The organism is Streptomyces sp. SD31, from assembly GCF_052068475.1.
Lineage (GTDB): Bacteria > Actinomycetota > Actinomycetes > Streptomycetales > Streptomycetaceae > Streptomyces.
Genome location: NZ_JBQHCX010000001.1, coordinates 521,995 through 546,872, shown reverse-complemented (window position 1 = coordinate 546,872; position 24,878 = coordinate 521,995). Strand labels below are relative to the sequence as shown.

At 69.5% G+C, this 24,878-nt stretch carries 22 protein-coding genes; 12 read left to right on the top strand and 10 right to left on the bottom strand.

The window, feature by feature from the left end; genetic code table 11:
• Positions 1 to 14: 14 nt before the first annotated feature.
• The 3 genes from ACTMVF_RS02460 (at position 15) to secD (ending at position 5,869) form a co-directional block, all read left to right on the top strand.
• Positions 15 to 2,606: an AMP-binding protein gene (locus ACTMVF_RS02460; RefSeq protein ID WP_441269272.1), complete on the top strand. Its 2,592-nt coding sequence runs from the start codon at positions 15 to 17 to the stop codon at positions 2,604 to 2,606.
• A 444-nt stretch (positions 2,607 to 3,050) separates the two neighbouring features.
• Positions 3,051 to 3,455 carry a hypothetical protein gene (locus tag ACTMVF_RS02455; protein WP_441269271.1) on the top strand — a complete coding sequence of 135 codons (405 nt, stop codon included), beginning with the start codon at positions 3,051 to 3,053 and terminating at the stop codon, positions 3,453 to 3,455.
• A gap of 62 nt (positions 3,456 to 3,517) precedes the next feature.
• Positions 3,518 to 5,869 (top strand): protein translocase subunit SecD, encoded by a 2,352-nt coding sequence (gene secD, locus ACTMVF_RS02450; RefSeq protein ID WP_441269270.1) that lies wholly within the window; start codon positions 3,518 to 3,520, stop codon positions 5,867 to 5,869.
• 381 nt (positions 5,870 to 6,250) lie between these two features.
• Here the strand turns inward: secD and ACTMVF_RS02445 are convergent, their stop codons facing one another.
• Both ACTMVF_RS02445 and ACTMVF_RS02440 read right to left on the bottom strand, forming a co-directional pair.
• Positions 6,251 to 7,342, bottom strand: coding sequence for a GDSL-type esterase/lipase family protein (locus ACTMVF_RS02445; RefSeq protein ID WP_441269269.1), 1,092 nt, complete (start codon positions 7,340 to 7,342; stop codon positions 6,251 to 6,253).
• Positions 7,343 to 7,823: 481 nt separating this feature from the next.
• Positions 7,824 to 8,591 (bottom strand): hypothetical protein, encoded by a 768-nt coding sequence (locus ACTMVF_RS02440; protein WP_441269268.1) that lies wholly within the window; start codon positions 8,589 to 8,591, stop codon positions 7,824 to 7,826.
• A gap of 282 nt (positions 8,592 to 8,873) precedes the next feature.
• Between ACTMVF_RS02440 and ACTMVF_RS02435 the strand changes: the two genes are divergently transcribed.
• Positions 8,874 to 11,546 (top strand): RICIN domain-containing protein, encoded by a 2,673-nt coding sequence (locus ACTMVF_RS02435; RefSeq protein ID WP_441269267.1) that lies wholly within the window; start codon positions 8,874 to 8,876, stop codon positions 11,544 to 11,546.
• 293 nt (positions 11,547 to 11,839) lie between these two features.
• On the opposite strand, the gene ACTMVF_RS02430 is transcribed toward ACTMVF_RS02435, so the two are convergent.
• From ACTMVF_RS02430 to ACTMVF_RS02410, 5 genes are all read right to left on the bottom strand, one after another.
• The gene (locus ACTMVF_RS02430) at positions 11,840 to 12,169 is read right to left on the bottom strand and encodes a transcriptional regulator (protein ID WP_441269266.1); all 330 of its coding nucleotides are present in this window, start codon (positions 12,167 to 12,169) and stop codon (positions 11,840 to 11,842) included.
• A complete protein-coding gene (locus tag ACTMVF_RS02425; RefSeq protein ID WP_441269265.1) occupies positions 12,166 to 12,657 on the bottom strand; it encodes a hypothetical protein in 492 nt (163 codons plus the stop codon). Before ACTMVF_RS02425 ends, ACTMVF_RS02430 begins: the two co-directional genes overlap by 4 nt.
• Positions 12,633 to 12,926, bottom strand: a complete 294-nt coding sequence (locus tag ACTMVF_RS02420; RefSeq protein ID WP_441269534.1) for a hypothetical protein — start codon at positions 12,924 to 12,926, stop codon at positions 12,633 to 12,635. The genes ACTMVF_RS02425 and ACTMVF_RS02420 overlap by 25 nt, the downstream gene beginning before the upstream one ends.
• A gap of 100 nt (positions 12,927 to 13,026) precedes the next feature.
• Positions 13,027 to 13,491 (bottom strand): ABA4-like family protein, encoded by a 465-nt coding sequence (locus ACTMVF_RS02415; protein WP_441269264.1) that lies wholly within the window; start codon positions 13,489 to 13,491, stop codon positions 13,027 to 13,029.
• Positions 13,488 to 14,405, bottom strand: a complete 918-nt coding sequence (locus tag ACTMVF_RS02410) for a hypothetical protein (protein WP_441269533.1) — start codon at positions 14,403 to 14,405, stop codon at positions 13,488 to 13,490. Before ACTMVF_RS02410 ends, ACTMVF_RS02415 begins: the two co-directional genes overlap by 4 nt.
• A gap of 225 nt (positions 14,406 to 14,630) precedes the next feature.
• On the opposite strand from ACTMVF_RS02410, the gene ACTMVF_RS02405 reads away from it, so the two are divergent.
• From ACTMVF_RS02405 to ACTMVF_RS02395, 3 genes are all read left to right on the top strand, one after another.
• On the top strand, positions 14,631 to 15,284 hold the full coding sequence (locus ACTMVF_RS02405; RefSeq protein ID WP_441269263.1) for a MerR family transcriptional regulator: 654 nt from the start codon (positions 14,631 to 14,633) through the stop codon (positions 15,282 to 15,284).
• 325 nt (positions 15,285 to 15,609) lie between these two features.
• A complete protein-coding gene (locus ACTMVF_RS02400; RefSeq protein WP_441269262.1) occupies positions 15,610 to 16,794 on the top strand; it encodes a macrolide family glycosyltransferase in 1,185 nt (394 codons plus the stop codon).
• Between the two features lie 480 nt (positions 16,795 to 17,274).
• Positions 17,275 to 18,069, top strand: a complete 795-nt coding sequence (locus tag ACTMVF_RS02395) for a calcium-binding protein (RefSeq protein ID WP_441269261.1) — start codon at positions 17,275 to 17,277, stop codon at positions 18,067 to 18,069.
• 267 nt (positions 18,070 to 18,336) lie between these two features.
• Here the strand turns inward: ACTMVF_RS02395 and ACTMVF_RS02390 are convergent, their stop codons facing one another.
• Together ACTMVF_RS02390 and ACTMVF_RS02385 are read right to left on the bottom strand one after the other, a co-directional pair.
• Complete coding sequence (locus ACTMVF_RS02390) at positions 18,337 to 19,113, bottom strand: Fpg/Nei family DNA glycosylase (protein WP_441269260.1); 777 nt, start codon at positions 19,111 to 19,113, stop codon at positions 18,337 to 18,339.
• A 267-nt stretch (positions 19,114 to 19,380) separates the two neighbouring features.
• Positions 19,381 to 19,827 carry a hypothetical protein gene (locus ACTMVF_RS02385; RefSeq protein ID WP_441269259.1) on the bottom strand — a complete coding sequence of 149 codons (447 nt, stop codon included), beginning with the start codon at positions 19,825 to 19,827 and terminating at the stop codon, positions 19,381 to 19,383.
• A gap of 348 nt (positions 19,828 to 20,175) precedes the next feature.
• On the opposite strand from ACTMVF_RS02385, the gene ACTMVF_RS02380 reads away from it, so the two are divergent.
• The 4 genes from ACTMVF_RS02380 to ACTMVF_RS02365 are packed head-to-tail and all read left to right on the top strand — an operon-like array spanning position 20,176 to position 23,118.
• The gene (locus ACTMVF_RS02380) at positions 20,176 to 20,502 is read left to right on the top strand and encodes a hypothetical protein (RefSeq protein WP_441269258.1); all 327 of its coding nucleotides are present in this window, start codon (positions 20,176 to 20,178) and stop codon (positions 20,500 to 20,502) included.
• Entirely contained in the window at positions 20,502 to 21,785 is a 1,284-nt protein-coding gene (locus tag ACTMVF_RS02375) for a putative T7SS-secreted protein (RefSeq protein WP_441269257.1), read from the top strand. Before ACTMVF_RS02380 ends, ACTMVF_RS02375 begins: the two co-directional genes overlap by 1 nt.
• Complete coding sequence (locus ACTMVF_RS02370; RefSeq protein WP_441269256.1) at positions 21,782 to 22,495, top strand: hypothetical protein; 714 nt, start codon at positions 21,782 to 21,784, stop codon at positions 22,493 to 22,495. Before ACTMVF_RS02375 ends, ACTMVF_RS02370 begins: the two co-directional genes overlap by 4 nt.
• Positions 22,496 to 22,521: 26 nt before the next feature.
• On the top strand, positions 22,522 to 23,118 hold the full coding sequence (locus ACTMVF_RS02365) for a hypothetical protein (protein ID WP_441269255.1): 597 nt from the start codon (positions 22,522 to 22,524) through the stop codon (positions 23,116 to 23,118).
• Here the strand turns inward: ACTMVF_RS02365 and ACTMVF_RS02360 are convergent.
• On the bottom strand, positions 23,097 to 23,387 hold the full coding sequence (locus tag ACTMVF_RS02360) for a hypothetical protein (RefSeq protein WP_441269532.1): 291 nt from the start codon (positions 23,385 to 23,387) through the stop codon (positions 23,097 to 23,099). The two genes, ACTMVF_RS02365 and ACTMVF_RS02360, sit on opposite strands and share 22 nt — an antisense overlap.
• Before the next feature lie 365 nt (positions 23,388 to 23,752).
• On the opposite strand from ACTMVF_RS02360, the gene ACTMVF_RS02355 reads away from it, so the two are divergent.
• Positions 23,753 to 24,526: a polysaccharide deacetylase family protein gene (locus ACTMVF_RS02355; RefSeq protein ID WP_441269254.1), complete on the top strand. Its 774-nt coding sequence runs from the start codon at positions 23,753 to 23,755 to the stop codon at positions 24,524 to 24,526.
• Positions 24,527 to 24,878 lie beyond the last annotated feature (352 nt).

Here is a 24,878-nt window from a genome sequence, read left to right as displayed (position 1 = left end):
CATGGCCGAAAACCGTGCCTTTCACGCGCGGACTCGCGGCGTACGGGGACCGCGTCGCGCTCATCACGCCGGACGGAGATCTGTCGTATCGCGAACTGGCCGAACGGGTGACCGCCACCGCCGCGCGCCTCGGGCCGGTGCGGCGACTGGTGCTGCTGGCCGGCGCCAACCGCGCCGACGCGCTCGTCACGCACCTGGCCGCCCTTTCCGCAGGTCACCCCGTCCTGCTCGTCCCCGGCGACAGCGAGAGCACCATCCGCTCACTGACCGAGGCGTACGCCCCCGACGTCGTGGCCCGCCCGCACACCGACGGAACCTGGACCCTCGACGAACGCCACCCCGGCAGCGCCCACACCCTCCACCCGGACCTCGCCCTGCTGCTGAGCACATCCGGCTCGACCGGCTCGCCCAAGCTGGTGCGGCTCTCCCACGAGAACCTTCAGGCGAACGCCGAGTCCATCGCCCTGTATCTCGGCATCGACGACACCGACCGCGCGGCCACCACGCTGCCCATGCACTACTGCTACGGCCTCTCCGTCATCCACAGCCACCTGCTGCGCGGCGCCGGCCTGATCCTCACCGAGCGGTCCGTGTCCGACGCCGCCTTCTGGGAGGAGTTCTGCGCCGCGCGCGGCACCTCGCTCGCCGGGGTGCCGTACACGTTCGACCTGCTCGACCGGATCGGCTTCGAGCGGATGGAGCTGCCGCACCTGCGCCGCGTCACCCAGGCCGGGGGTCGGCTGGCACCGGAACGGGCGGTGCGCTACGCCGAGTTGGGGCGCCGCTCCGGGTGGCAGTTCTTCGTGATGTACGGCCAGACCGAGGCCACGGCCCGCATGGCCTATCTCCCTCCGCACCTCGCCGCCGAGCGCCCCGAGGCCGTCGGCGTACCCATACCCGGCGGCTCCTTCCGGCTGAAGCCTGTCGACGGCCATGGCCCGGGCGTGGGCGAACTGGTCTACTCGGGCCCGAACGTGATGCTCGGTTACGCCGAGAGCCCGGCCGACCTCACCCTGGGCCGGACGGTGGACGAACTGCACACCGGCGACCTCGCCCGGCGCGCGTCCGACGGACTGTACGAGATCGTGGGCCGCCGCAGCCGCTTCGCGAAGATCCTCGGACTGCGGATCGATCCGCAGCAGGTGGAGAGCTTGCTGGCTGCTCATGGGGTCATCGCGTACTGCGCGGGGGACGGCGAGGCGCTGGCGGTGGCCGCACTCGAAGGCGCCGGTCTCGAAGGCGCCGATGAGGAGGCGCGGATCCGGCGGCTGGTCGCGGAGCAGTGCGGGCTCCCGGCCCGCGCGGTACGGGTCCGGGTGCTCACCGAACTCCCCCGCCTGACCTCGGGAAAGCCCGACTACGAGGCCGTACGACGGCTGACGCGCCCGGAACAGGAGGAGGCGCCCGGCACCGGTGAGGATCTCCTCCTCCTCTACACGGAGATCCTCGGCCACACCGACGTCACCGAGGACAGCAGCTTCGTCAGCCTGGGCGGCGACTCCCTCTGCTACGTCGAGATGTCCCTGCGCCTGGAGGAGGCGCTGGGCCACCTGCCCACCGACTGGCACACGAGGACGATCCGCGAACTGCGCACGCTGGCGGCACCCGTGGCGGAAGGGCCGCACGGACCGGACCGGCCGGACGGGCCGGAGCCGCGGCGGGCCCGTCCGGCACCGGGCGTGCGCAGAGCGCTGCGCTCCTGGACGACCCCACAGTCCTGGCGAACCCGCCGCACTCTGGAGACCGGCATCGCCCTGCGCGCGGTCGGGATCGTCCTCATCGTCGGCTCACACGTGCAGGTCTTCAGCATCAAGGGCTTCGCCCACATCCTCATCGGCGTCGCGGGCTACAACTTCGCCCGCTTCCAGCTGACCGCCGCGGCACGCCGCGAGCGCGTACGGCGCCTGTGGCGCAGCATCGCCCGCATCGCGATACCGAGCATGGTGTGGATCACCGGAGCAGTGGTCCTGACCGACTTCTACGACCCCGCCAACGCCCTGCTGCTCAACAGCCTGCTCTCCCAGGGGAACGACCGCTTCGACTGGGCCTACTGGTTCGTGGAGGCCCTGGTCTACTACCTCGTCGTCCTCGCCGCCCTCATGGTCGTACCGCTGCTGGACCGGCTGGAGCGGCGGTATGTGTTCGGGGTGCCGCTGGCGCTCATGGCCGTCGGCCTGGTCGGCCGCTACGACCTGCCGGGTCTGGCATCCGAACGCCCCCAGCTGAGCCCCTCGGTGGTGTTCTGGCTGTTCGCGCTGGGGTGGGCCGCCGCGCGGGCGGGCACCGTGCGGCAACGGGCCCTGCTCACGGCCGTGCTGCTGCTCACCGTGCCCGGCTTGTTCCAGGACCAGCCCCTGCGCACGGCCCTCGTCATCGCCGGGTTGGGTCTGCTGATCTGGGTGCCGACCCTGCCCAGCATCGGCCCGATCAGCGCGCTCGCGGGCGTCCTGGCGAGCGGTTCCTTGTACATATACCTGACGCACTACCAGGTCTATCCGTACCTCCAGGAGGACTTCCCGCTCACCGCCCTGTTCGCCTCCCTCGCGGTCGGTGTCGGCTACGCGACGGTCGTGACACGGGCCGCGCGGACGGTCCGGTGGCGGTGACTGCGACCCTCCGCCATGCCATGGCTCACCCGCGCCTCAGCGGTGCCGTAGCGGCGGCAACGTCTTCGCGCGCTCGCAGGCGTCCTTGTCCGGCGCTTCGTGCCGCCATCAAACACCAGCAGTTCCCGCAGGTCCGGGCCGGGTGCCGACTCCGCTGAGGATGCCGCGACATCTTGATCCGGAGCAGCAGAACGCGCCTCGTCGCAAGGTCTGTACGGGTGCGAAGGCTCTCCCGAGTGGATGTCGCACGGAGCCCGGCCGAGCTCTCGCACTTCCGTGCCGCCGCACCAGTGCACCCCGCCGGCAGCAACATTCCTGCGGTGAGTCGGGAACCTCCGGAGGCCCGACGGCGTTCGTGTCACTGACGGCCGGACGAGCCGAGCCGTCGGCTCACAGTGCCCAACTGCTGATTCCGTACGACGACTTGACCGGGGGGCAAGAGGCGTGCAGCAGCACCGCGCACACCCCACGCGCCCGGCCGCCGTCGTGCTCTCCGCGCTGCTCGCGGTCCTGACCTTCCTCCTGCCGGTGTCGGCCAAGTCGGCGCCGGCGTCCCGCCCGTCCTCGACGGGCACGGCCGCGACGGCGACCGCGCAGGCGTCCGCGACCGCCGACGCGCAGCGACCCGTCACCGTGGCGCACCCCGTGCTCGGCCACGCCGACGCCGTGCCGTACCCGCACCACGGCTTCCTGGGCCCCGGCGCCGGGGACGCAGCCCCGCACCGCGCTGTCGGCGGCCCAGCCGTGGCCGTGGCGGCCGTGGCAGCGGGAGCGAGCCGGGGGACCGACGCGTATCGCCCGCGCGGGCCGCCGTCCCGATGGAGCACCGAAGTCCGTATCGACGCCTGACCGTTCGCCTCCGCGCCCGGCGCAGACGTCGACTCCGTCTGCCTGCCCATCGTGGAGAACCCATGTCTCGCGCGCCCATGTGGCGGGCGATCGTCGCCCTAGGTGTGATCGCCGCCTCGCTCTTCTTCGCTCTCACTCAGTCCGCCCGCCTCGGCCTAGACCTGCGCGGCGGCACCCAGATCGTCCTGGAGACCAAGGACTCATCCGCCGTCAAGGCCAATGCCGAATCGACCCAGCGGGCCCTGGAGGTGCTCCGCCAGCGGGTCGACGCGCTCGGCGTGTCCGAGCCGAGCCTGTACCGGTCCGGAGAGCGGCGGATCTTCGTCGAGCTGCCCGGCGTACAGGACCCGCGCGAGGCCGCCGAAGTCATCGGCCGCACCGCGCAGTTGACCGTCCACCCGGTGCAGGGCGCGACGGACAATCAGGATGTGACCAAGGGGAAGCCGGCCCAGGACGGCTCGCGTATCCTCGCCGACCCCGACCAGAAGGGGGCGTTCCTCAAGCTCGGGCCCACCGCCCTCACCGGCGAGGGCGTCAAGGACGCCGAGGCGGTGCTCGACCAGCAGAGGATGTCGGGCTGGATGGTCAACCTCACCTTCCGTGGGCAGGCAGGCGAGGACTGGGCACGGGTCACCGGGGCGGCGGCCTGTGCCCCGCAGGGCGCCCCCGAGCGGCGCGTCGCCATCGTCCTGGACGGCAAGGTCCTCTCGGCGCCCGGCGTCAACGCAGATGTGGCGTGCAAGGTCGGCATCTCCGGCGGCTCCACACAGATCACCGGCGGCTTCGGCCGGGAAGAGGCACGCGAGCTGGCCGCGCTCGTCAAGGGCGGTGCGCTGCCGGTGCCCGTAGAGGTCGTGGAGCAGCGCACCGTCGGCCCCACGCTCGGTGCCGACGCCATCGCCGCCAGCACCCAGGCCGCGATCATCGGGCTCGCCCTGACGGGGCTGTTCATCCTCGTCGTCTACCGGCTGCTCGGCGCCCTGGCCACCCTCGCGCTGGCGCTGTACGGGCTGATCTCCTACGCCGCACTGGTCGCCCTGGGCGCGACCCTGACCCTGCCCGGACTCGCCGGTTTCGTCCTGGCGATCGGCATGGCGGTGGACGCGAACGTGCTGGTCTTCGAGCGTGCCCGTGAGGAGTATCTGGGAGCCCGCGCCCTGAAATCAGGTCCGTCGCACCTCGACAAGCCGCTGCGCACCGGCTTCGGCAAGGCATGGAGCGCGGTCATCGACTCGAACGTGACCACGCTGCTCGCGGCCGGGCTGCTCTTCTTCTTCGCCACCGGACCCGTCAAGGGCTTCGGCGTCACGCTCTCCATCGGTGTCCTCGTCTCGATGATCTCGGCCCTGGTGATCACCCGGGTCCTCGCCGACTTCGCGATCCGGCGCCGCTTCGTGCGCGACCGGCCCGACCTGACCGGGATCACCTCCACCGGCCGGGTGCGTGCCTGGCTCGCGCGCCGCAAACCCCGCCTGGTGCACCACCGGCGCCGCTGGCTCGGCGTCAGCGCGCTGCTGATCGTGGTTGCCGTCGCCGGAATCGGCCTGCGCGGCCTGGATTTCGGGGTGGAGTTCACCGGCGGGCGCCTGGTGGAGTACAGCACCAGCAGGCCCGTGGACGTGGACGCGGCGCGCACGGCGGTCGCGGACGCGGGGTTCCCGCAGGCGGTGGTGCAGGAGTCGGGGGACGGGAACATCTCGGTACGCACCGGTGAGCTGAGCAACGACCAGCAGCACACGATCAAAACGGCGCTGGTGAAGGAGGGCGGCGAGGTCACCGTCGAGCGGGACGAGTTGATCGGCCCGAGCCTCGGCGACGAACTGCGTCGGCACGCGCTCATCGCGCTCGGCATCGCCGTCGCGACCCAGCTGATCTACCTCAGCGTGCGGTTCCGGTGGACGTTCGCCGCCGCGGCGGTGGCGGCCATGGCGCACGACGTACTGCTCGTGGTGGGCCTGTTCGCCTGGCTCGGCAAGCCCGTCGACAGCGTCTTCCTGGCGGCCCTGCTCACGGTCATCGGGTACTCCGTCAATGACACCGTCGTCGTCTTCGACCGGGTGCGCGAGGCGCGCCGCCGCGATCCGGCGGCGGACCTGGAAACCACCGCGAACAAGGCCGTCATCCAGACGCTGCCGCGCACGGTGAACACCGGTATGGGCGCGCTGTTCATCCTGGCCGCCCTGGCCGTGCTCGGCGGTGACTCGCTCGCGGACTTCTCCGTGGCGCTGATCGCCGGCGTGGTGATCGGTATGGCGTCGACGGTGTTCACGGCCGTGCCGATCGCCGTGCAGCTCGAGGGCAGCCGCCCGGCGCCACCAGTGCGCCCCAAGCGCAGCGAGGACAGCGAGGACAGCGGGGCGCGCAGTCCGCTGGAGCGACGCGGGCGGGCGCGGGATTCAGGCGCTGTGGTGTGAGGGCGCGCGGAGGCTCGCGGGGAAGCCGCGGATGGCCGAGCGCATCCTCACCGGCCGCGTGGGCACCGGGTGGACACCCTGCCGCGCCTCTGCCCCCCGCCCCGCAGGCTCATCACGGTGGCTGCCCGCGGTGAGCCAATCTGCGGCCCCACGTCTGGCTCGGCGCTTCGATGTAACGGTAGGTCAGCACGCACAGAGGTAGCAGCACGGGCGGTGAAGAACGCCCCGGCCGGCAGGAACGCGAGGATCCAGCCGGAGCGGGGAGAGGGATGGCGGCCTCAGCATCTGATGCTCTACGTCGCCGTTCGTAGCCGAGCCCGAGCAGGCCGCCCGCGACACCGCGGGCGGCTCGCTGCTCGGGCCGCATGTACGGACTAACCGTCAGCTCTCCTCGCTCGTACGGCGCCTTCGCGCGAAGTAGACCGCGGCGGTACCGACCGCCACGACCGCGAGGCCGGCACCCGCGATGACGGGAGCGCTGCTCGACGCGCCGGTCTCGGCGAGGTCTCCGTTCGTGGTCGGGTCGTTCGCCTCCGTGTCCGTGCCGGGTGCGGGCGTGGCCGACTCGCTGGGGGCCGGGGACTCGCCCGCACCGGGCGTGGCCGGCTCACTGGGGGTCGGGGACGCGCCCCCACCGGGCGCGTCGCTCTCGGCGAGCACCGCCGCGAACGCGCCCGCGATCACCTTGTGGCCGTCGGCGTTGGGGTGCGGGTCCTGCTTCGTGCACGCCCAGGTCAGCTGGCAGATCTTGGCCACGTTGGCCGGCACCTCGCCCACGCCGGGCACGTTGACCTGGGTGGTGAAGTCGTCCGAGGAGAAGGCCCCGGCCACGTCCGCCACCTTGAAGCCGGTGGACTTGTACACCTGGGCGATCCCGGTGTTGGCGGCCTGGACCAGGGCGGCCGACTCCTTGGCGGCCTGCTGCCCCGCGGCGCCCTGCAGCCAGGCCCCCAGGAACGGGTTGTGGTACGTCGAGCCCACGAACTGGGCGTTGTCCGTGCCCGCCTTGCGGAGCGTGCCCGCGATCTGGGCGAGGTTCGTCGCCATGGTCTGGCTCTTGCTGTTCAGGCACGCCCCGTCGAGGGTGCCGGCCGGGCGGCTGACGCAGTTGAGCAGGATGTCGTTTGCGCCCACGCTGAGGGTCACGTAGGCGACCTTGCCGGAGTGCTGGGCCATGGCCTGCAAGGCGGCGTCCAGTTGGGACTTGGCGTTCGGGTAGTCGCACTTGCCGCCGTTGATCAGAGACTCGGTGGTCTCAGCGGTGCAGCCGAGGCGTATGTGCTTCAGTCCGGGAGTGCGCTGCTTGAGCTGCGCGTAGAGCTGGTCGGTGTAGGCGACGTCGGTGTCCTTGTCGACGTCCGGCTGGTAGCCGGTGGTCAGGGAGTCGCCGAGCGAGATGTAGTACGTGGTGTCCTTGCCGTCGGTCGCCTCGTCGGCGGTGGCCAGTCCGGGCGTGCTCAGCACGATCGTCATGGCAGAGATGGCCAGCCGGGGGCCGAAACGCTGAAGGGATCTCATCACTTACGTGCGCTTTCCGGTGGGTTGGGGGGGTTTGGATGCCGGAAGGCATGGCATGAAGCGTGGCTGGAAGCAGCGAAACTCAGCCGTTACGGCTTTCCGGCATCCAAAAAAAGCCTTGATGAAGACTTAGGGGGAATTCAGCCTCCGCGAGCTGCGGGACCTGCCCGACTTCGCCTCGGAGGCGCGGGCCTCAATCTAGCCAGGGTGACACCGACTTGGGTACGGGAAGCCGATAAAGGAACGGTCACAACGACATGCCTAATCATCAGAAAGGCTCGGTCGGACTGGAATTGGTGACTGGACCCGTTGGTAGCCATTCGCTGAGTGATCGACTGGTGAGTCCTCCGCACGGCGGCCCGCCCACCTGCATGTGTTCGGCGGGCCGAATGGCGCCGGTCGTGGAATGCAGACGCTGGCGGTCAAACCGGCCGACCTATTCCGCGGAGTTGGAAAGCACACGGCAGAGCCGCTCGACCCCGAACACCTTATGGAACTCGCCGAAGAACGCTACGAGCGATTTGATGACCGGTCGAACGCACTCGGCTGCGAAGACAGCCGACGCCGCCTTCAAGACCGGTCGGCGGCTGTCCGGGAACAACGGGAAGGCATCCCATGCACTTGCCGCTGTGCACGGCGGCCAGTTGGTAGTCCTTGCTGTTGCCGAGCGCGGTGACGGGCTTGAGGGTGAACATCTGGTTCGTGCCGCCGCTGCAGGTCCACTGGATGACGGCGGCACCGTCGGCTGCTGGTACTGCGTGCCGTCGGCGGCGCTGAGGTTGGTGTCGTCCAGGTACTGACCGCTGTGCTGGGCCACCGCGACCGTGGAGGCGGTGTTGTTCGACGGTGGCACCAGCGTGACGGTGTAGCCGTCCGCGACGTCCGTCCTCGGCACGCTCACCGAAGCGGAGTTACCGCTGACGGTCAGGGTCTGGTCGGAGACCGTCACCGGCCCCGTCACCGCGCCGCCGCCGTTGTTCGGTATGCGCTGGACCATCGCGCGCTCGGCTGAGGTCGGAATCGACCGTGCGGGTGTCAATACCTCGCGCAACGTGCACGGTGAACATTCCGAACACGGCCAGTGCACGGGCGAGGTCCACCCCGACCAGCCGCGCCAACGCGCGGCGTCTTCCGGCGCCGTGACGGACTCGGGTGCGGGTGAGTGTCGCCGAGGCGCCTTCTCGGCGCTTTCGATGTCGGCCACCGGGACAACGGTGCCGAGGCCTGGAAGCGGCCAACCATCCGCCCGGCTACGGGAGTTGCCCCGCCGATCGGCCCCCACCCCCGCCGAGCGGCGGGTTCGGGCGGCCGAACACGAACGGCTGAGGTCGCCGGTCCGGTCGCCGCACCCGAGGTGACCTGAAAAAAGTTCCCGGCGCGCGGCAACCCTGTGAGGGACCTGTGACCACTAGCAGTCGGATCCGGTCATTGCGGTGCCCGAATCCGCCTATCTCTCGTGAACGGCATGCAAGGAGAACGCCTCCCCATGAACAACCCCACGAACGGCGGGCGCCGCGGACGTCACCGCCGCCGCTGGACCGCCACCGGTCTGCTGCTCGGCGTGCCCGCCATCGTCGTTCCGTATCTGCTGTTCGCGCAGGAGGACTCGCAGGCCGCGACGGTCGACGGCGATGCCTACTACCGGCTGGTTTCCGTGCGCAGCGGGAAGGTGCTGGACGTCAACGGTTTCTCCACCGCCGACGGCACCCGCATCCAGCAGTGGACCGACCAGAACACCGCCAACCAGCAGTGGAAGTTGAAGTCCACCGGGGATGGCTACTACGAGCTGGTGAACCGCAACAGCGGCAAAGTGCTGGGGATAGCGGGCGATTCGACTGCTCAGGCGGCCGCCGCCGAGCAGCAGACGGACAGCTCCTCCACCTCCCAGGAGTGGCGGATCGACGATGTGAGCGGCTCCGACGCCGTCACCTTCACCTCCCGCAGGAGCGGCCAGGTCCTGGATGTTTCCGGAGGCTCCACTGCCGAGGGCGCGGCAGTCGTCCAGTATCCGAGCCGGGGCAGCACCAACCAGCAGTGGAAGCTGGTGAAGGCGGCCGAGGCCCAGGTGGCCGGGGCCGACGGGGCTGGTGGGGCTGGCGGGGCGCAGACCACGGCTGCGGCCGGGCCGTATGTGTGGAAGAACGCCCAGGTGGTGGGCGGCGGTTATGTCACCGGTCTGGTGTTCAACCAGAAGGAGAAGGGCCTGCTGTACGCGCGTACCGACATGGGCGGCGCCTACCGCTGGGACACCGGGGCCGAGCAGTGGATCCCGCTGACCGACTGGCTCGGTGAGAAGGACTGGAACCTGCTGGGCATCGACTCGGTGGCCACCGATCCCGTCGACCCCAACCGCCTCTACCTCGGGGCGGGCACCTACACCAACGACTGGGCGGGCAACGGCGCGATCCTGCGCTCGACGGACCGGGGCCGCACCTTCAAGCGCACCAATCTGCCCTTCAAGCTGGGCGGCAACGAGGACGGCCGCGGGGCGGGCGAACGGCTCGTGATCGACCCCGCGGACAACGGCACCCTGCTGCTGGGCACCCGCAAGAACGGCCTGTGGCGCAGCACCGACCACGGCGTGACATGGCGGCAGGTCTCCTCGTTCCCCGTCAAGGACGGGGCGGGCAGCGGTGCGGGCATCTCCTTCGTCACGTACGGCCCAGCCGGAAGCAAGACGATCTACGTCGGCGTCAACGACAGATCCACCTCCCTGTACCGCTCCACCGACGGCGGCAGCACCTGGAAGGCCGTCTCCGGGCAGCCCACCGGCCAACTGCCGCAGCACGGCGTGCTCTCCGGTGACGGCTCGCTGTACCTGACGTACACCAACAACCTCGGCCCCAACGGCGTGACGGCAGGCTCGGTGTGGAAGTACACGCCGAACCGCGGGGCGTGGAAGAACATCTCCCCCTCCCAGGGCAACTACGGCTTCTCCGGTCTGGCCGTCGACCCGCGCAAGCCCTCCACGGTGATGGTCACCACCCTCGGCCGCTGGTGGCCCGAGGACGAGATCTACCGGACCACCGACGGCGGCACGACCTGGAAGGCACTGGCCGACAAGTCGGTGCGCAGCGCCTCCGCCGCTCCTTACGTCGGCACCCACACCGGGCACTGGATGACCGCCCTGGCCATCGATCCCTTCAACTCCGGGCACGTGCTGTACGGCACCGGCAACGGCATCTTGCGCAGCAAGGACGCCAACGCCTCCGACAGCGGCGGCACCAGCCACTGGAGCATGGGTGCCCGAGGGTTGGAGGAGACCTCGCTGCTGGACGCGATCGCCCCTCCCGGCGGCGCCACCGTCATCACCTCCATGGGCGACCAGGGCGGCTTCCGGCACGACGACCTGACCAAGGTGCCCTCCGGGCGGCTGAAGAACCCGATGATGACCAACAGCACCGACATCGACTTCGCCCAGTCCAAGCCCTCGATGATGGTCCGCGTCGGCCGCGGCGGCGCGCAGGACGGCGCCTACTCCACCGACGGCGGCAGCAGCTGGACCGGCTTCAAGGCGGAGCCGGTGGCCGAAGCCCAGGACGGCCATGTCGCGCTCGCGGCCGATGGCTCCAGCATCGTCTGGACGCAGGCCGGTCAGGCCCCGTACCGCTCGACCGACAAGGGGGCGAGCTGGTCGAAGGTCAGCGGACTGGGAACCGACGCTGTGGTCGTCGCCGACCGCTCCTCGGCCAAGACCTTCTACTCCCTGTCCGGCGGCACGCTCTACGCCAGCACCGACGGCGGCGCGACCTTCACCGCCCGCGTCGGCAACCTGCCCGCCGACGGCCGGCTCAAGGCCGTCCCCGGCATCACCGGGGACCTGTGGATCGCCGGCAGCAGCAAGGGGCTTCTGCACTCCACCGACGGCGGCCGCACCTTCACCACGCTCAAGACGGTGCAGTCCGCTTCCGCCCTCGGCTTCGGCAAGGCCAAGCCGGGCACCAGCTACCAGGCCCTGTACCTGATCGGCACCGTCAAGGACGTCACCGGCGTCTTCCGCTCCACCGACAAGGGCGCCACCTGGCTCCGCGTCAACGACAAGGCACACCAGTGGGGCGCCATCGGCGGCGTCGGCGTCATCACCGGCGACCCCGACACCTACGGCCGCGTCTACATCGGCACCAATGGACGCGGTCTCCAGTACGGCGACCCCTCCTGACCCCGACGCCCGGGCGGGGGCCGCAGCCACAACGGCTGCGGCCCCGCCCGGGCTGAGCAACCTCGGCGTGGTCACCGAGCCCGTCGGTCAACAGCAGTGCGAACCGACCCTCACGACCACGCGCGGGAAGGGCATCTGCCCAGGTCAGAGGCCCACCAAGGGCAGGCGGTCAACGCGGCTTGCCGCCATCGCTGCAGCCGCCCGCAGCACCCCTGGCACCTCAGTGCTCCGCGATCTCCTCCCGCGACCTGACATCCTGATCCGTCAGATGAGGAGCCCCCGTTGGTGCTCGGTCAACCCTTTGAGGAATCCGGTTCCGACGGCCCCACGATCGCCCGCAGTGCCTCAAGGTGCCCCTGATACGCATCCCGGCCTCGCCGGGTCAGCCGGAGCCACACTCGCTGCCGGGTGTCGCGCACGGCCTTGCGCTGCTCGACGTAGCCGGCGCCCATCAGCACGGTGACGTGCTTGCTCAGCACGGAGGCGGAGAGGTCGAGTTGCTTTTGGACCAGGCCGAACTCCGCCTCGCCCGCAGCGTCCAGGAGGGCGCAGATGCGCAGCCGGTTCGGGGCGTGGATGGTGGTGTCGAAACCCTCCAGCCGGTCGTGGATCTCGGCGCTCACGGGGTCTTCCGGTGCAGACGGACGAAGGCAAGGTGGAAGCCGACGGACACGGCGGCACCGATCAGCGAAGCCGCGATCAGCCACACCGGCCGTCCCGTGACGCGGAACGCGAGCGCTGCCCCCACCAGCAGCGCAGGCAGGCCGACCGTGAGCGGCACGGTCGCCCGCTTCGGCAGCACGTCGAACCGTAGCGCCACCCCGGTCTTGTTGCGCCACGCCCTCGCCGCGACGGCGAAGAGCGCCACGTACACCGCGGTACTCGTCAGCAGGATGGCTATCCAGGCGGGGCGCGGCAGCAGCCAGTCCGAGTCGGCCATGACGCCTCCGTAGGCGATCGGGAGCGCGGCGATGTAGAGCGTGAGCGTGACGAAGAACCAGTTCGGCCACGGTGTGGCCGACAGTGCCGCAGCGGAGGCCCGGATGTGCGCGGTGTCGGCCAGGGCGGCATGGGCCTGCTCCGGCGTCAGTCGTACCCCGTGAGTTTCCATACCGGAAAGAGTAGCGGCCAGTTTCCGCTATGGAAAGAGATGAGTTTCCGATACGGCAAGTGACCCGCTCGGCCGGTGGTCGGCATCGTCGTGGCGTTCTTCGGCACCGACACGTCGGGGTAGAGGTCGGTGAACATCTCCGCGATCTCGTCGTACTCGCGACGGTTGCGGACGCTGTGGGGAGACTCGGCGCGTTGTACGGAGCAGGATGCGATGGCCCCGGAGACGGTGCCGCCCCGACCAGCACCCAACCCCAGGTCACCGACCAGGGGTTGGGTGCCGTCCAGACCGGCAGGTGGCGCGCGCACCGCATCCACACCACGACGCTGCGACGTGTCGCGGTCCGCACCCACGGATCCCGAGCGCCGATTACGTGGCGCCGCCGGCCACGGTGGCCGCGAGGTCTTCGCGGGTCGCATGCCGTGACCTTGCCGCGCGCAGCCCCAGGAACACCAGCAGTCCGAACGGTGACAGCAAGATCGTGAGAACCAGCAGCGGCCCCATCAGCAGGGCGGAGATCCCCAGTCGCCTGGCCTCCCGGTACATCCACTGGCCGATCAGCAGATCCCAGGCGATGACCTGTGCCCAGATGGCCCCCGCGCCGTCCGCGAGGGCCGTCAGATCGCGGAAGGTGTCGAGATCCGGGCTGCGGACCGCGGTCCAGAGCTCGGGGAACACCGGGACCGCCAGTGCGAGATGGACGAGCAGTACGGGCACCACGGTCCACGGTGACCCGGCGATGCGGGCGGTCGGACCCCACCCCGGCGCGAAGATCATGAGGAGCCATACGGGTGCGGCGAGCCAGAAGGAGAGCTCGAAGAGGAATCCGGTCATGCCACGAGGTCCTTCGGAGTGAGGGCGTCTTCCGCACCATTTGCCTTGAGTGGCGAGGGAGTCGGAGCCCTCAGGGATGCGTACGTCCCGAGAGCACCGGCCGCCAGGATCAGTCCGGCCACCCCCCATGTCGCGCCGTCCGGGTGGATCAGCGGCTGGCCCCGCAACGCCTGCCAGAGAACCAGCGCGAAGGCGGCGGCGTACGTTCCCGAGGCGAGCAGCACCAGGCGCAGCCGTATCCGGTCGTCGGTAAGTCGAGCGAAGCGTGGCCCGAGGGCGGTCAGCACCATGACCAGCAGTGGCAGGAGTTGCAGCGCGTGCATGCCGACGAAGTGCGGGATCCGCAGATCGCCTCCGGTCGTCGACCAGCCGGTCAGCGGCATCGACGGACCGCCGTCCGGCACGCCCACGCTGTGCGCACCGACCACCTTGGAGACGCCCCGCCGCTGCCCCGGCGCGGGCTGGGTCATCAAGAAGCCGACGCCGGCCCCGGCCAGCGCCAGGACGATGCCGGAGCGCATCGCCCAGGCGGACGCACGGTCGGCGATTCGGGCGCGGAGCAGCAGCACGGCGACGGCGAGTGTGCCGAGCCACAGGATCACGACCGTGACGGCCATCGCGTTGAAGAGCGCCTCGTCGAAGGGTGTTTCGTGGTTGAAGTGGCTGCGCTTCCCCCGCGCTGCCTGCCCGGTGATGATCACCATCTCGACGAGGCTCGCCAGCGCGACGACCGTCCCCGCCCACCAGCCCACGCGTCGTCCGCTGGGGAGGAGGGACAGCATCCAGGCCAGGGAGAGGCAGTACGCCACGAACGAGACCGCGAACTTGAACGGCTTGAACCAGATCGGCGCACCCGCCAGGACGCGGTCGTCGACGGCGAGTCCCACCGCGGACATGACCGCCACCAGCGCCATCGCCGCCGCGAACAGCACCAGCGGCCGATGCCATGACCGCCATGGCGCCGACGGCGACCACAACGGCGCAGGTCGAGAAGGCGGACGTGAAGAAGACATGGCTACCCCCTAAGGAAAGCGGATAGCAGCACTATCCGCTATCCGATAGCCCAACTATCTATGATGGGAGACGGGTCGGCAAGGGCCGGCCGAGCCTCAGGGCGAAGGTCAAGGAGTGAACCGGCAGTGCGTATTGGGGAGTTGAGCCGCAAGACCGGGGTGCCGGTGCCGACGATCAAGTACTACGTCCGTGAGGGCCTGCTGCCTCCGGGCGAGCTGACCAGCCCGAACCAGGCGACCTACGGCGAGGCGCACGAGCGCCGGCTGCAGCTGATCCGAGCCCTGCTCGATGTGGGCGGCATGAAGGTGGCCGAGATCGCGGACGTACTGGCGGCCCTCGACGATCCGGAGCGTCCGCTGCACAAAGTGCTCGGCGCTGCCGCGGACCGCCTCGGCAGCGGGGACATCGAGCACGACGACGCCGAGTCGACGGCCGCCCGGGCCGTCGTCGCCGATCTCATCTCCCGGCGTGGCTGGCGGACGCACGAGTCGAACCCAGCCGCCACCGACCTGTCCAAGGTCCTTGCCGCCCTGGACCGGTTGGGCCACGGGGCGTTCGCCGAAGTGCTCGACGACTACGCCGACGCGGCCGAGCAGGTCGCCCAGGCCGACCTCCGTTATGTGGACCGGCGAGTGGCGGTCGAGGACATGGTGGAGGCCGTGGTGGTCGGGACCGTACTGGGTGAGGCGGTGTTCAGCGCACTGCGGAGGCTGGCCCATGTGAACGCCTCGGCACAGCTGTACGGCAAGGAAGGGCCGCAGGAGCGGAAGACGAGCTGAGCCAACCGCGGCCGGACAGCTTCCCAGGGCGAGCATGGCGGCTTCGTTTGCCCTGCCTGCACACGACGGAACGTCCCGGAACGCAGTGTGGCGACGGTGGCGAGGAGGACGGCCGTTCGGCTCCAGCCCGTCAGGCCCAGCCGTTCCTCGCTCAGCAGCAGGAAGATCGGCCAGTGCCACAGGCAGAGGCTGCAGGAGATCGGACGGTAGCGGGGTTGCGGCGCTCGCCGGCGGACGTGTGGGCGGTTCGGTCCGAGGACTGCGTTTCCCCGTCGGGCTTCTCGGCGTTTCTCTGCCGTAGACCTCTATCCAAGGAAGTCCGGTTATGCCCCGTCCTGCTCATATCGCCATGGTCGGCACGCCTCTGGTCGGCCATGTGCTGCCCAGCCTGGAGATCATCCGTGAGCTGGTGGCTCGCGGTCATCGCGTGACCTACGCCACCGCCGCCCCCGTCGCCGAGCTGATCACCCCCACCGGCGCCGAGCTGGTCGGCGTCACATCCACTCTTCCGGTCGCCGACGGCGACTGGCCGCAGGATCCCATCGCCTGCGCCTCCCTCTTCCTCGACGAGGCGATGGCCGTACTGCCACAACTGCACGCCGCGTACGACGACGATCCCGCCGACGTGTACCTCTACGACGTCGGCGCGTACGCGGGCCGCGCGCTGGCCGAGGCGCAGGGCCGCGGCCTCGTCCAGCTGTCTGCGGCGCATGTGGCCTGGGAGGGAGCCCAGGAGGAGATGGGCGCGGCATTCGCCCAACTGCCCGGAGGACTCGCATACCGAGCGCGGTTCGCTGCCTGGCTGGCCCGGTGCGGTGCGATGACCACGGACGTGGAGGAGTTCACCGGCCGCCCGCGGCGAGTGCTGGCCATGATCCCGCGCGCCATGCAGCCACACGCGGACCGCGTCGACACCGAGGCGGTGACGTTTGTCGGCCCTTGCTTCGGCGGCGGCCAGGAGCAGGACGGCTGGAAGCGGCCGGCCGGTGCGCAGAAGGTGCTGCTGGTATCGCTGGCCGGCTCGGCGTGCCCCGGGCCGCAGGAGATCTACCACCAGTGTGTGGCGGCGTTCACGGATCTCCCGGGGTGGCATGTGGTGCTGCAGACGGGCAGTGGCAGCGATGTGTCCGAGCGGCTTCCCCGCAACTTCGAAGTGCGGCCGTGGGGGATGCCGTTGACGATCCTCGAGCAGGCGGACGTATGGGTGACGCACACCGGTGTGGGCAACAGCGGTGCGGGCCTGTACGCCGGTGTGCCGATGATCGCGGTACCGACCGGGCCCGACCAGTGCCTCCACGCCGACCGGCTCGTCGAACTGGGCGTCGCCCGCCGGATCGACACCGCGGACATCACGGCGGAGACGCTACGTACCGCCCTGATGGAACTCATCGGCGACCCGCAGGTCGCCACGCGCTCGGCATGGCTGTGGTCCGAGGCGCGCGCCGAGGGCGGCACCCGACGGGCCGCGGATCTGATCGAAGAGCAGCTGGTTGAGGAAAGGGTGGGCTGACTCGGGTTCCGCGGTCAGGACGGGACTGTCGCCAGGGGGGGTCTCCACCCGTACGCCGAAGGCTTCCGTGGTCCACACGACGAAGCGTGCCGCGGCCTCGCGGATGGCGTCGACGGCGGGCGGCAGCAGGGGGGCGGGGGTTGGGATCCGTGGCGCGGTGGACGGCCGATCACGGTGCGGTGGGGTCGCGTGAGCGCATGCGGCGCAGAGGGATGGCGCGGTCTCCGGGCCTCCGGGCCTCCGGGCCTCCGGGCCTCCGCGGCCAAGATCCGGTGTCCTCGGCGCCCTGCTCGAATTAACCTCGCCCGCCCGGAAGTTGGCCGGCAGCCCACGATTCCACCAACCCACGGAGAAGCCACGGAGAAGCCACGGAGAAGTAATGGGCCGGGTCGGCAATGACGCACAACCCCCCACAGACCCCCTCTGTCTGATGCAGGTGAAGTCACCACCCAATTCATCCAACGTGGGGGAAACCACACCATGCGCATACGCGCCACTGTCGCCACCGCCGCTGCCCTCAGCGCCGCCCTGGCCGTCACCGCTCTCGCCGTCCCGGCCGCCGGGGCCGAGCAGGACGACTCGCCCACGACGTTCAGGGACATCGAGGTCAACCAGAGCCCCGATTACACCGTTGTCGTCGCGGCCGCACGGAAGACCGCGTTCCTGGTCTCCGCGATAGTCAGCGACCCGAACGGCGTCCAGAGCGTGTCGTACGAGCTGTGGCACGGAGCGAGCCGGGAGGAAGCCGACGGGCGGATGGCGCAGGTCGGGTTCGACCGCTGCGTGAAGATCAACGAGACCGAGTCCAAGTGCGAGGCCGTCGTGATCGCCGACCCGTACGACAACCTCCGCAGCAACGCCCTCGCCGGTGTCTGGACCGTGGGCGCCGTGGCCGTCGACGGCGCGGGCAACGTCACCCGCGAGTACGACAACGCATGGCTGGCACGCATCAAGCGCCAGACCCACCTGTCCCAGGCCGACGCCACCCCGGAACCGGTGAAGAAGGGCAAGGACGTCACGGTCAAGGCCCGGATGATCGTCGCCAGCTGGGAGAAGCACAAGGACGTGCCCCTCATCGGGCATCAGGTGCTACTCCAGTTCCGCAAGGGCACGAGCGGCGCCTTCACCACGCTGAAGAAGGTCAAGACCGACCGCAACGGCTGGGCCACGACCACCGTGAATGCGACGGTGGACGGCGAGTACCGCTTCGATTTCGCGGGCACGTCCCTCACCCAAGGCAGGTCCGGCCGGGCCGACTTCGTCGATGTCAAATGAGCCCGGACCGGTGAAGTGACCGTGCAGAGACAACGGTGAAAGCAGCCGAGCCCGACTCACCCGCTCCGTGATGAACCCCAGGCCATGGGCCTGGGGTTTGTTTGTTCCGCTGCCAGGTCACGTCCGTGGTCGCGTGGCCACGGTTCCCGCGCATACGTGTCCTGGTACGCCGCCCTCCCTCCGAACACGTTGGGGTGGTGCCGTCGTCGTCGACGCGCGCAGAGCGGTCAGCTCACGGACGGCTGCCCGGAGCCGCGAGGATCCGGGCTACTGGCACTGCGGACACCACACCGTGCCGCGGCCCGCCATACGGGACCGGCGTAGGGGGTGGCCACAGCGGGGGCAGGCCGGGTCGGGGTCGTCTCGGTGGCCGGTGAGCCAGGAGTCGCGGGGTGGGACGCAGCCGGCCGTGACCGCGGAGCGCAGGGTGCGGCGCATGTGCGTGTACAGGCGACGGCAGTCGGTCTCGGTGAGGTCGCTCGCCCGGCTCGTGGGGCGCAGTCCCGCCCGCCACAGGATCTCGTCGGCCAGTAGGTTGCCGAGTCCGGCGAGGACGGACTGGTCGGTGAGGGTCGTTTTGAGGCTGCCGCGGCGTGCGGAGAGCGCGTCCTCGAACTCCTTACGGCTCACCGCCATCGCGTCGGGCCCCTGGCGCTCCAGGAGCCGTGCGACCTCCGACTCGTCGTAGGCCAGCCAGAGGCCCTGTAGCTTGCGCTGGTCGCGGTAGCGGAGCTGACGGTCCCGGGCCAGGGTGAACAGGATGCGGTCGTGCGCCTGGACCGTGGCGTCGGGATGACCGCAGAGCAGTTCGCCGGTCATGCCGAAGTGCAGCATGAGAGTGGGACCGCCGGTGCGGGCGAGCAGCCACTTCCCGTGCCGCTCCGGCTCGGTGAAACGCCTGCCTTCCACCGCGTCACGCAGCCGCCTCGTGCTCACTCCGTGCAGTACACCGGTGTCGCGCACGTCGACGCGCTGGATGATCCTGCCCTTCGCGCAGGACTCGAGCACCTTCCGGAATCCCTCGACGTCCGGCAGCTCAGGCATCGGTACGTCCTCTCTCACGCGCCGATCCACCCGCTCGGCGAGTCAGCCGCGGCCTCCCTCAGAACATGGTCCCTCTGGGCAGGTAACGGTGCAGCACCGCACGCCCCCGAGGACACCGAAGCGTGTCGTGTCGGCGGTCTCGCGTGCCTTCCGGGAAGAGCAGCCAGTCGGGCCGACTCGCGCTGAGTCGCCTCAGGCTGAGGGACCGGGGTCGCGCCACATGCCCCCACCCCCCTGACAGCCGCCGCCGGCGTCACGCTTTACCGCTCACCGCCGCACCGCCGTCTCCAGCGACACCTCCATGAGCTCGCCGCCGCCCGGGACGGTGAGGACACCGAATCCACGCGTCCTGGCGCCTCCTGCCTGCCAGACCTCGCCGGCGTACCAGGCACCGTGCTCCAGTTCCTCGGGCCAGTGACGTCGGCGAAGCGGATTCCGCGCGGACATGAGACCGGTCAGCTCTTCGCCTTCGCGGTACCGCAGTTGGACGGGCACACCCATGACGTCCTTGACACCGTCGGGCCGGTGCGCCGCGGGGATGGGCTGCCACGGATGCTGTTCGAGCACGCGCCGGATGCGCTTCAGGGACCCCATTACGTCGCGGCGCAGGTAGAGAAGAATCAGATAGCCAAATGACACCAGGACAATGCCGCCGGCAGCCCGCTCCTTGGCGTTTTCGCTGGAGAGATTCCCAAAGAGCACGAAGTACGCCACCCAAGAGAGGGCATACAAGAAGTGCCAGATCCAGCCCCCTCGCTTCGCTTTGCGTCGCGCCTTCTCCCATGCCGCCCGGGTTTCAGGGTGATCGAAAGCGCATTTATACAGAGGGGCGTGCGCATCGGCAGGGCCCGGCTCGGCCTGCGATCCGGGCTTGTCGAAGGGAAGGCCCGCACCACTCTCTTTCACAAGTTCTCCTCGTATGTGGATTCGAAAGCTCACGAGACCGCGATCGACGCACCACTCTACTGATATATAAGCTGCCATCCAGCCGGGCAGCACAAGGGAAGCCCGTCTGCGCGCAATGTCCCAAATTCCCTTCTTCCGCCACTATGGGGGTGCTACGTGGGGGACCACTTCAAGGTCGACATCGATCAGTTGGACCGATTCGTCAAATCGCTTCAGCAGGCGACGAAGGACCTCGACGAAGCTCGTAAGGCGCTTTCGCATGTCCGCAGCGCCGAGATTGGTACTGCCCGACTGGACGAGGCCTGTGACACGTTCCAGGAGAGATGGAAGTACGGGTCCGAGCAGTTGAGCGAGCTCATCGGCAGCATCAGCGAGGGCGTGAAGGCCAACAAGCTGAGCTATCAGGAATTCGAGGAGAACCTCGAGAAAACCCTGAAGCAGATGGCGGATTCGGCTACTTCGGGTGGCGGGGGCAAGAACTGATGGCTACGAATCCGTATCCGAATCTCGGCTGGAATCCGGTCCCCGGCATCCCCGCCGAGGTCGCCGCGCTGCAGCAGAAGGTGAAGGCCGCGGCGAACGCGCTGGACAACTCCCACCGCCAGATCGAGAGACTGCTCGGGGAGAGCGCGCACTGGGAGGGCGACGCGGCCGACGCCTTCCGGGACGCACTGGACGGCGAACTGCCGAAGTACATGAAGAACGCGGCGCGTTCGCTCGACAAGGCAGCGGCTTCGCTGGATGGCTGGAACGGCGACCTCTCCTCCCATCGCGACCTCGCGAAGAAGTACGACGAGGAAGCCGGCGAGAAGAAGTCCGCAGCCGAGAAGGCGAAGCAGCACCATGACGAGGCCGCCAAGCACCCCGACCTCCAACTGGCCGGGAAGGAGTTTCCCAGTCAGCAGGAGGCCGACGCCGCGACAGCGCGCCTGCGCGCCGCCGAGCGCTCGCTGAACGAGGCGACCACCCAGCTCAACAACGCCAACCAGGCGTACGAGGACGTCCTCACCAAGGCCCGCACCCTGGAAAGCGAGAACAAGGAAAAAGCCGAAGCCGTCGCCAAGAAGCTCGACGAGGCGGACGACAAGCTGGCGCCCAAGGAACCGGGGTGGTTCGGCAAGACCCTTGAGGCCATCGGGGAGGGCCTCAAGGCGGTGGGACAGTTCCTGCTGGACCACGCCGGAACCATCGGTGCCATCGCCGGCCTCCTCGCGCTCTTCCCCACCCCTCTCGCTCCGGCCTTCGCCGCCATCGCCATCGTGGCCAGTGCCGCCGCGCTGAGCAAGAATCTCGCGAGCGAGGACTTCAGGGACTCGCTCATGGGTGAGCACGGGTGGAAAGCGGGTCTGACCGCATGGGGTTCCGTCGTCGGCGACACCCTGGGCGTCGTACCGGGAGTCGGCATCCTGGCCCGGGCGGGAAGCGAGGTGGGCCTGGCGGCGGCGGTTGCCAGGGAGGGCGGTGAAGCCATGTCGCTGGGTTCGAAGGTCACTTCCTTCGCCAGCGAAGTGAAGGCCGTCAACTGGGACAGGGCCGTGGATGTCGCCACCGCCCCCAGCAAGCTGCGCGACTGGGCCCTCAACGGTGTCAACGCCACCGCGAACGTGGTCTCGTCGGCGGAGACCGCCGGACTGCTGCCGCAAGACGGCATCGGCCATGACTCCACTGAGGCCACCAAGGCAAGCGTGGCCCTGTCCGGCGCGGCGGGCACGCTCGGGACCTTCGGCACGGACATCGTTGAACTCGCGGGGAGTATCCGACTGTGAACGACCAACTCGGCAGCACGGCGGCAACGGACACCACGCCGAAGCCGAATTTCTGGTACGGCCTCCCCCACGGCTATCTGGAATTGGATTTCAACCCGACGGAGGAGGGAGTCGCGGAACTGGCCCGACAGATCAGCGGACTTCCCGAGGAAGCCCGCGACCGGGCCGACCAGGCATTCCGTCTGTACGCCATGACCGCGTTGCTCCTGCAGAAGCAGCCCGTGGCTGTCTGCGCGCTCGGCATGCACCCCGACGGCAACGGAGAGGCTTCGCTGTCGGTCCTCACGATTTCGGCCTTCCCCTCCGGAGGAGCGAACCCCATGCGCGTCCTCGCCGGCATGGTGGGCGGCAATGCGGGAGGGAACGCGAACAACGGCATGCAGCCCATCGAACTGCCCGTGGGCGTCGGGTTCCTGATGGAGCAGGTGCGTAAGACGGTGGCGCCCGGCGTCCCGCCCGAAGGTCAGGAGGGGCCCTTGGAGGGCTCGGTCTGGCAGGGAACGGTGGCGGTACCGGAGCCCCGTACGTCGTCGATCATCACCGTGCAACTGGTGACCTCGGCGGTCGAACTCGCCGACGACTACCGCTCGGTGCTGCTCGGCACCGCCCGGACGCTGACCTTCACGAATCCGACGGCCGAAGCGGACCAAGGGCCCGGGCCAGTGGTTCCCGGTTCCGCGGCGCAAGCCATGCAGTCCGACTTCGGGTGATCTCAGAAGAGGCGGGAAGGATCGCCGTGCAGGAGGAGACTCGCGCACCCTACGCGACCGACGGAACTGATTTCCAGGGCGCTTTGAAGCATCACCGCACCACGGCGCTGAAGCGTTTCGCGAAACGGGCGGCAGTCTTCGGGCTCATGTGGTCGCAGATCTTCGTGACACGCACCGACTATCTGCTCCCCATCGCCATAGTGGGGTTCCTCGGGCTCCTCATCTCGATGATCCGCCTATCGAGCTCCCTTTCCTGGGCCCGGAGATGCTCCCGCCTCTTTCGCACCTACCCGGTTGTCTTCCGCGGCCCGGTCCAGCAGATAAGCGGTGAAAGGAACAACTGCTTCACCGTCAGGTTCGGAAGGGAAAGCTCCAGCTCTCCCACGATGGCGGGCACGAACCTCTCGGGCAAGGGATGGCCGGCGAGCGGCTCCGCAGGCGTCTGGTTCGCCGGCGACGATCTCTTCGGAGGCGCCGCCCTCGTCCCGATCACCGGCGAACTGCTGTTCATGCAACCTCACGACTGGCCACTGACATCCGAACAGCGGGCAAACGCCCCGGCGGACCGCATCGCGATGGCGAGACAGGCCGGCATCAAGGGCTACGTCTCTCTTCGCTCGTAGCCCGTCGCGTCCCGCCCGAACCAGCCGCAGGTGGCTGACTGCACCGGGCCGCGGACCGCGGTGGCGGCGCGGGCCACCGACCACGGGGAGTAGCGCTCGGGCAGCCGTGGGAGACGGGGTGTGGAGCGGCGTACGGTCGCTGCCCCGCAGCCGGATGTAGTGGAGGCGAGGTGCGTGGGCAGGCCTGCGGCAGTCGTGGCCCGTAGGACGTCCAGTCCGCACTGCCGCTGGACGGTCTCCCATGTCCGGTCGCCGATCGTGGCCGCCAGGAGGGAGGTCCGGGCACCGGGGGATCGGGGTCTCAGGCAGAGGTCGACGCTCGTCTGGCTCCGAGTGCCGTGGCGTGTGCCCGGACGACGGCGATCGAGATCGCCGGTTTGGACAGGGCCATGTCACGGGCCGGACGGCCCCAGCGCGAGCGTGGTCCAGCTCGCCGGCCTCACCGACGTGAAGGGCACTCCGTCGGCTGGGACCGGCCCGGTTCCGGCCGGTGATCTGCGAGTTGTCCGCGAACTCCCCCGGGATTGTCCGTGATCGGTAACGGACGCATCCCGCGACCGCCGTCCCTCGTCCTGCCAGGTGGTCGCGAGGCGGCCGGGGATTCGGTGAGGAACTGCGCGAAAGCGGGGCGGACATGGCACGGCACGGCGGCGGGCGGGGCTGGTACGGCAAGGTGATCGGGGCGGCGCTCGGGGTGACGGTGCTCGCCGCCGGTGCCGCGGCGTGGACCGCGCAGGCCGGTGCCGTGGGCGGCTCGTCGCCGAAGGCGACCGCGTCGGCCAGGCCGGGCAGTGGCGTCAAGCCGGTCGCGGTGACCATCGTGCACGCCTCGGACAAGGGGGCGCGCGGCGTCAACATCACCATCGACGACGGCCCCGACCCCGTATGGACCCCTCAAGTCCTCGACGTGCTGCGGGAGTACGAGGTGAAGGCCACGTTCTGCATGGTGGGGACGCAGGCGCAGGCCCACCCGGACCTCGTGAAGAAGGTGGTCGCGGCCGGGCACCGGCTGTGCGACCACTCGGTGTCGCACGACACCACCATGGACAAGCAGTCCCAGGCCTACCAGTCGCAGCAGATACTCGACGCCGAACGCATGATCACCGAGGCGTCCGGGGGCGTGCGGCCGATGTACTACCGGGCCCCTGGCGGCGCCTTCACCCCCTACAGCCGCAAGCTCGCCGCCTCCCGGGGCATGCGCCCGCTGGGCTGGAACGTGGACACCAAGGACTTCGAGCGGCCGGGCACCGACGCCATCGTCGCCACCGTGGAGAGGGAGCTGCCCAACGGGCCGACGCTCCTCTTCCACGACGCGGGAGGCGACCGCTCCCAGACCGTCGAGGCCCTGCGCCGGGTCCTCCCCCGGCTGAAGGAGCAGGGCTATTCCTTCGGCTTCCCGGTGCGCTGAGCCCCGGCGCGCCTTCGCGAGAGATGTGACCTTCATCGCGGGAGGGGAGTTTCCGGGCGTTCGCCGTCTCCTCATCCGCTGACGGCGGTGGCAGCCGCTCATCTCCCGTCGACGGAGGTCACAGGGCTGTGGACGGACGTGCGCGGCAGGAAGGGCGCGCCCGCGGAGGGCAATATCTGTTGCCGTGAAATGAGAAATTGGCGCGGGGCACGGCGAGTATTCCTCGACCGTCGGCCGGATCGGAATTATGGACCGTGCAGGGCCGATCGCACCGTGCTACTGTCGATCTCAGTTGCAGGTGTGGTTGCCAGAAGGTTCATTTCCGACGGGTTAATCAGCACGGCGACACGGA

What these genes read in the sequence shown, in the direction of transcription:
- ACTMVF_RS02390 (WP_441269260.1), bottom strand. Translation starts at nt 19,113, where the DNA reads ATGCCTGAGCTGCCGGACGTCGAGGGATTCCGGAAGGTGCTCGAGTCC.
- ACTMVF_RS02445 (WP_441269269.1), bottom strand. Translation starts at nt 7,342, where the DNA reads ATGACGATCGTGCTGAGCACGCCCGGACTGGCCACCGCCGACGAGGCG.
- ACTMVF_RS02400 (WP_441269262.1), top strand. Translation starts at nt 15,610, where the DNA reads ATGCCCCGTCCTGCTCATATCGCCATGGTCGGCACGCCTCTGGTCGGC.
- secD (WP_441269270.1), top strand. Translation starts at nt 3,518, where the DNA reads ATGTCTCGCGCGCCCATGTGGCGGGCGATCGTCGCCCTAGGTGTGATC.
- ACTMVF_RS02375 (WP_441269257.1), top strand. Translation starts at nt 20,502, where the DNA reads ATGGCTACGAATCCGTATCCGAATCTCGGCTGGAATCCGGTCCCCGGC.
- ACTMVF_RS02415 (WP_441269264.1), bottom strand. Translation starts at nt 13,491, where the DNA reads ATGACCGGATTCCTCTTCGAGCTCTCCTTCTGGCTCGCCGCACCCGTA.
- ACTMVF_RS02355 (WP_441269254.1), top strand. Translation starts at nt 23,753, where the DNA reads ATGGCACGGCACGGCGGCGGGCGGGGCTGGTACGGCAAGGTGATCGGG.
- ACTMVF_RS02435 (WP_441269267.1), top strand. Translation starts at nt 8,874, where the DNA reads ATGAACAACCCCACGAACGGCGGGCGCCGCGGACGTCACCGCCGCCGC.
- ACTMVF_RS02410 (WP_441269533.1), bottom strand. Translation starts at nt 14,405, where the DNA reads ATGGCGCTGGTGGCGGTCATGTCCGCGGTGGGACTCGCCGTCGACGAC.
- ACTMVF_RS02425 (WP_441269265.1), bottom strand. Translation starts at nt 12,657, where the DNA reads ATGGAAACTCACGGGGTACGACTGACGCCGGAGCAGGCCCATGCCGCC.
- ACTMVF_RS02395 (WP_441269261.1), top strand. Translation starts at nt 17,275, where the DNA reads ATGCGCATACGCGCCACTGTCGCCACCGCCGCTGCCCTCAGCGCCGCC.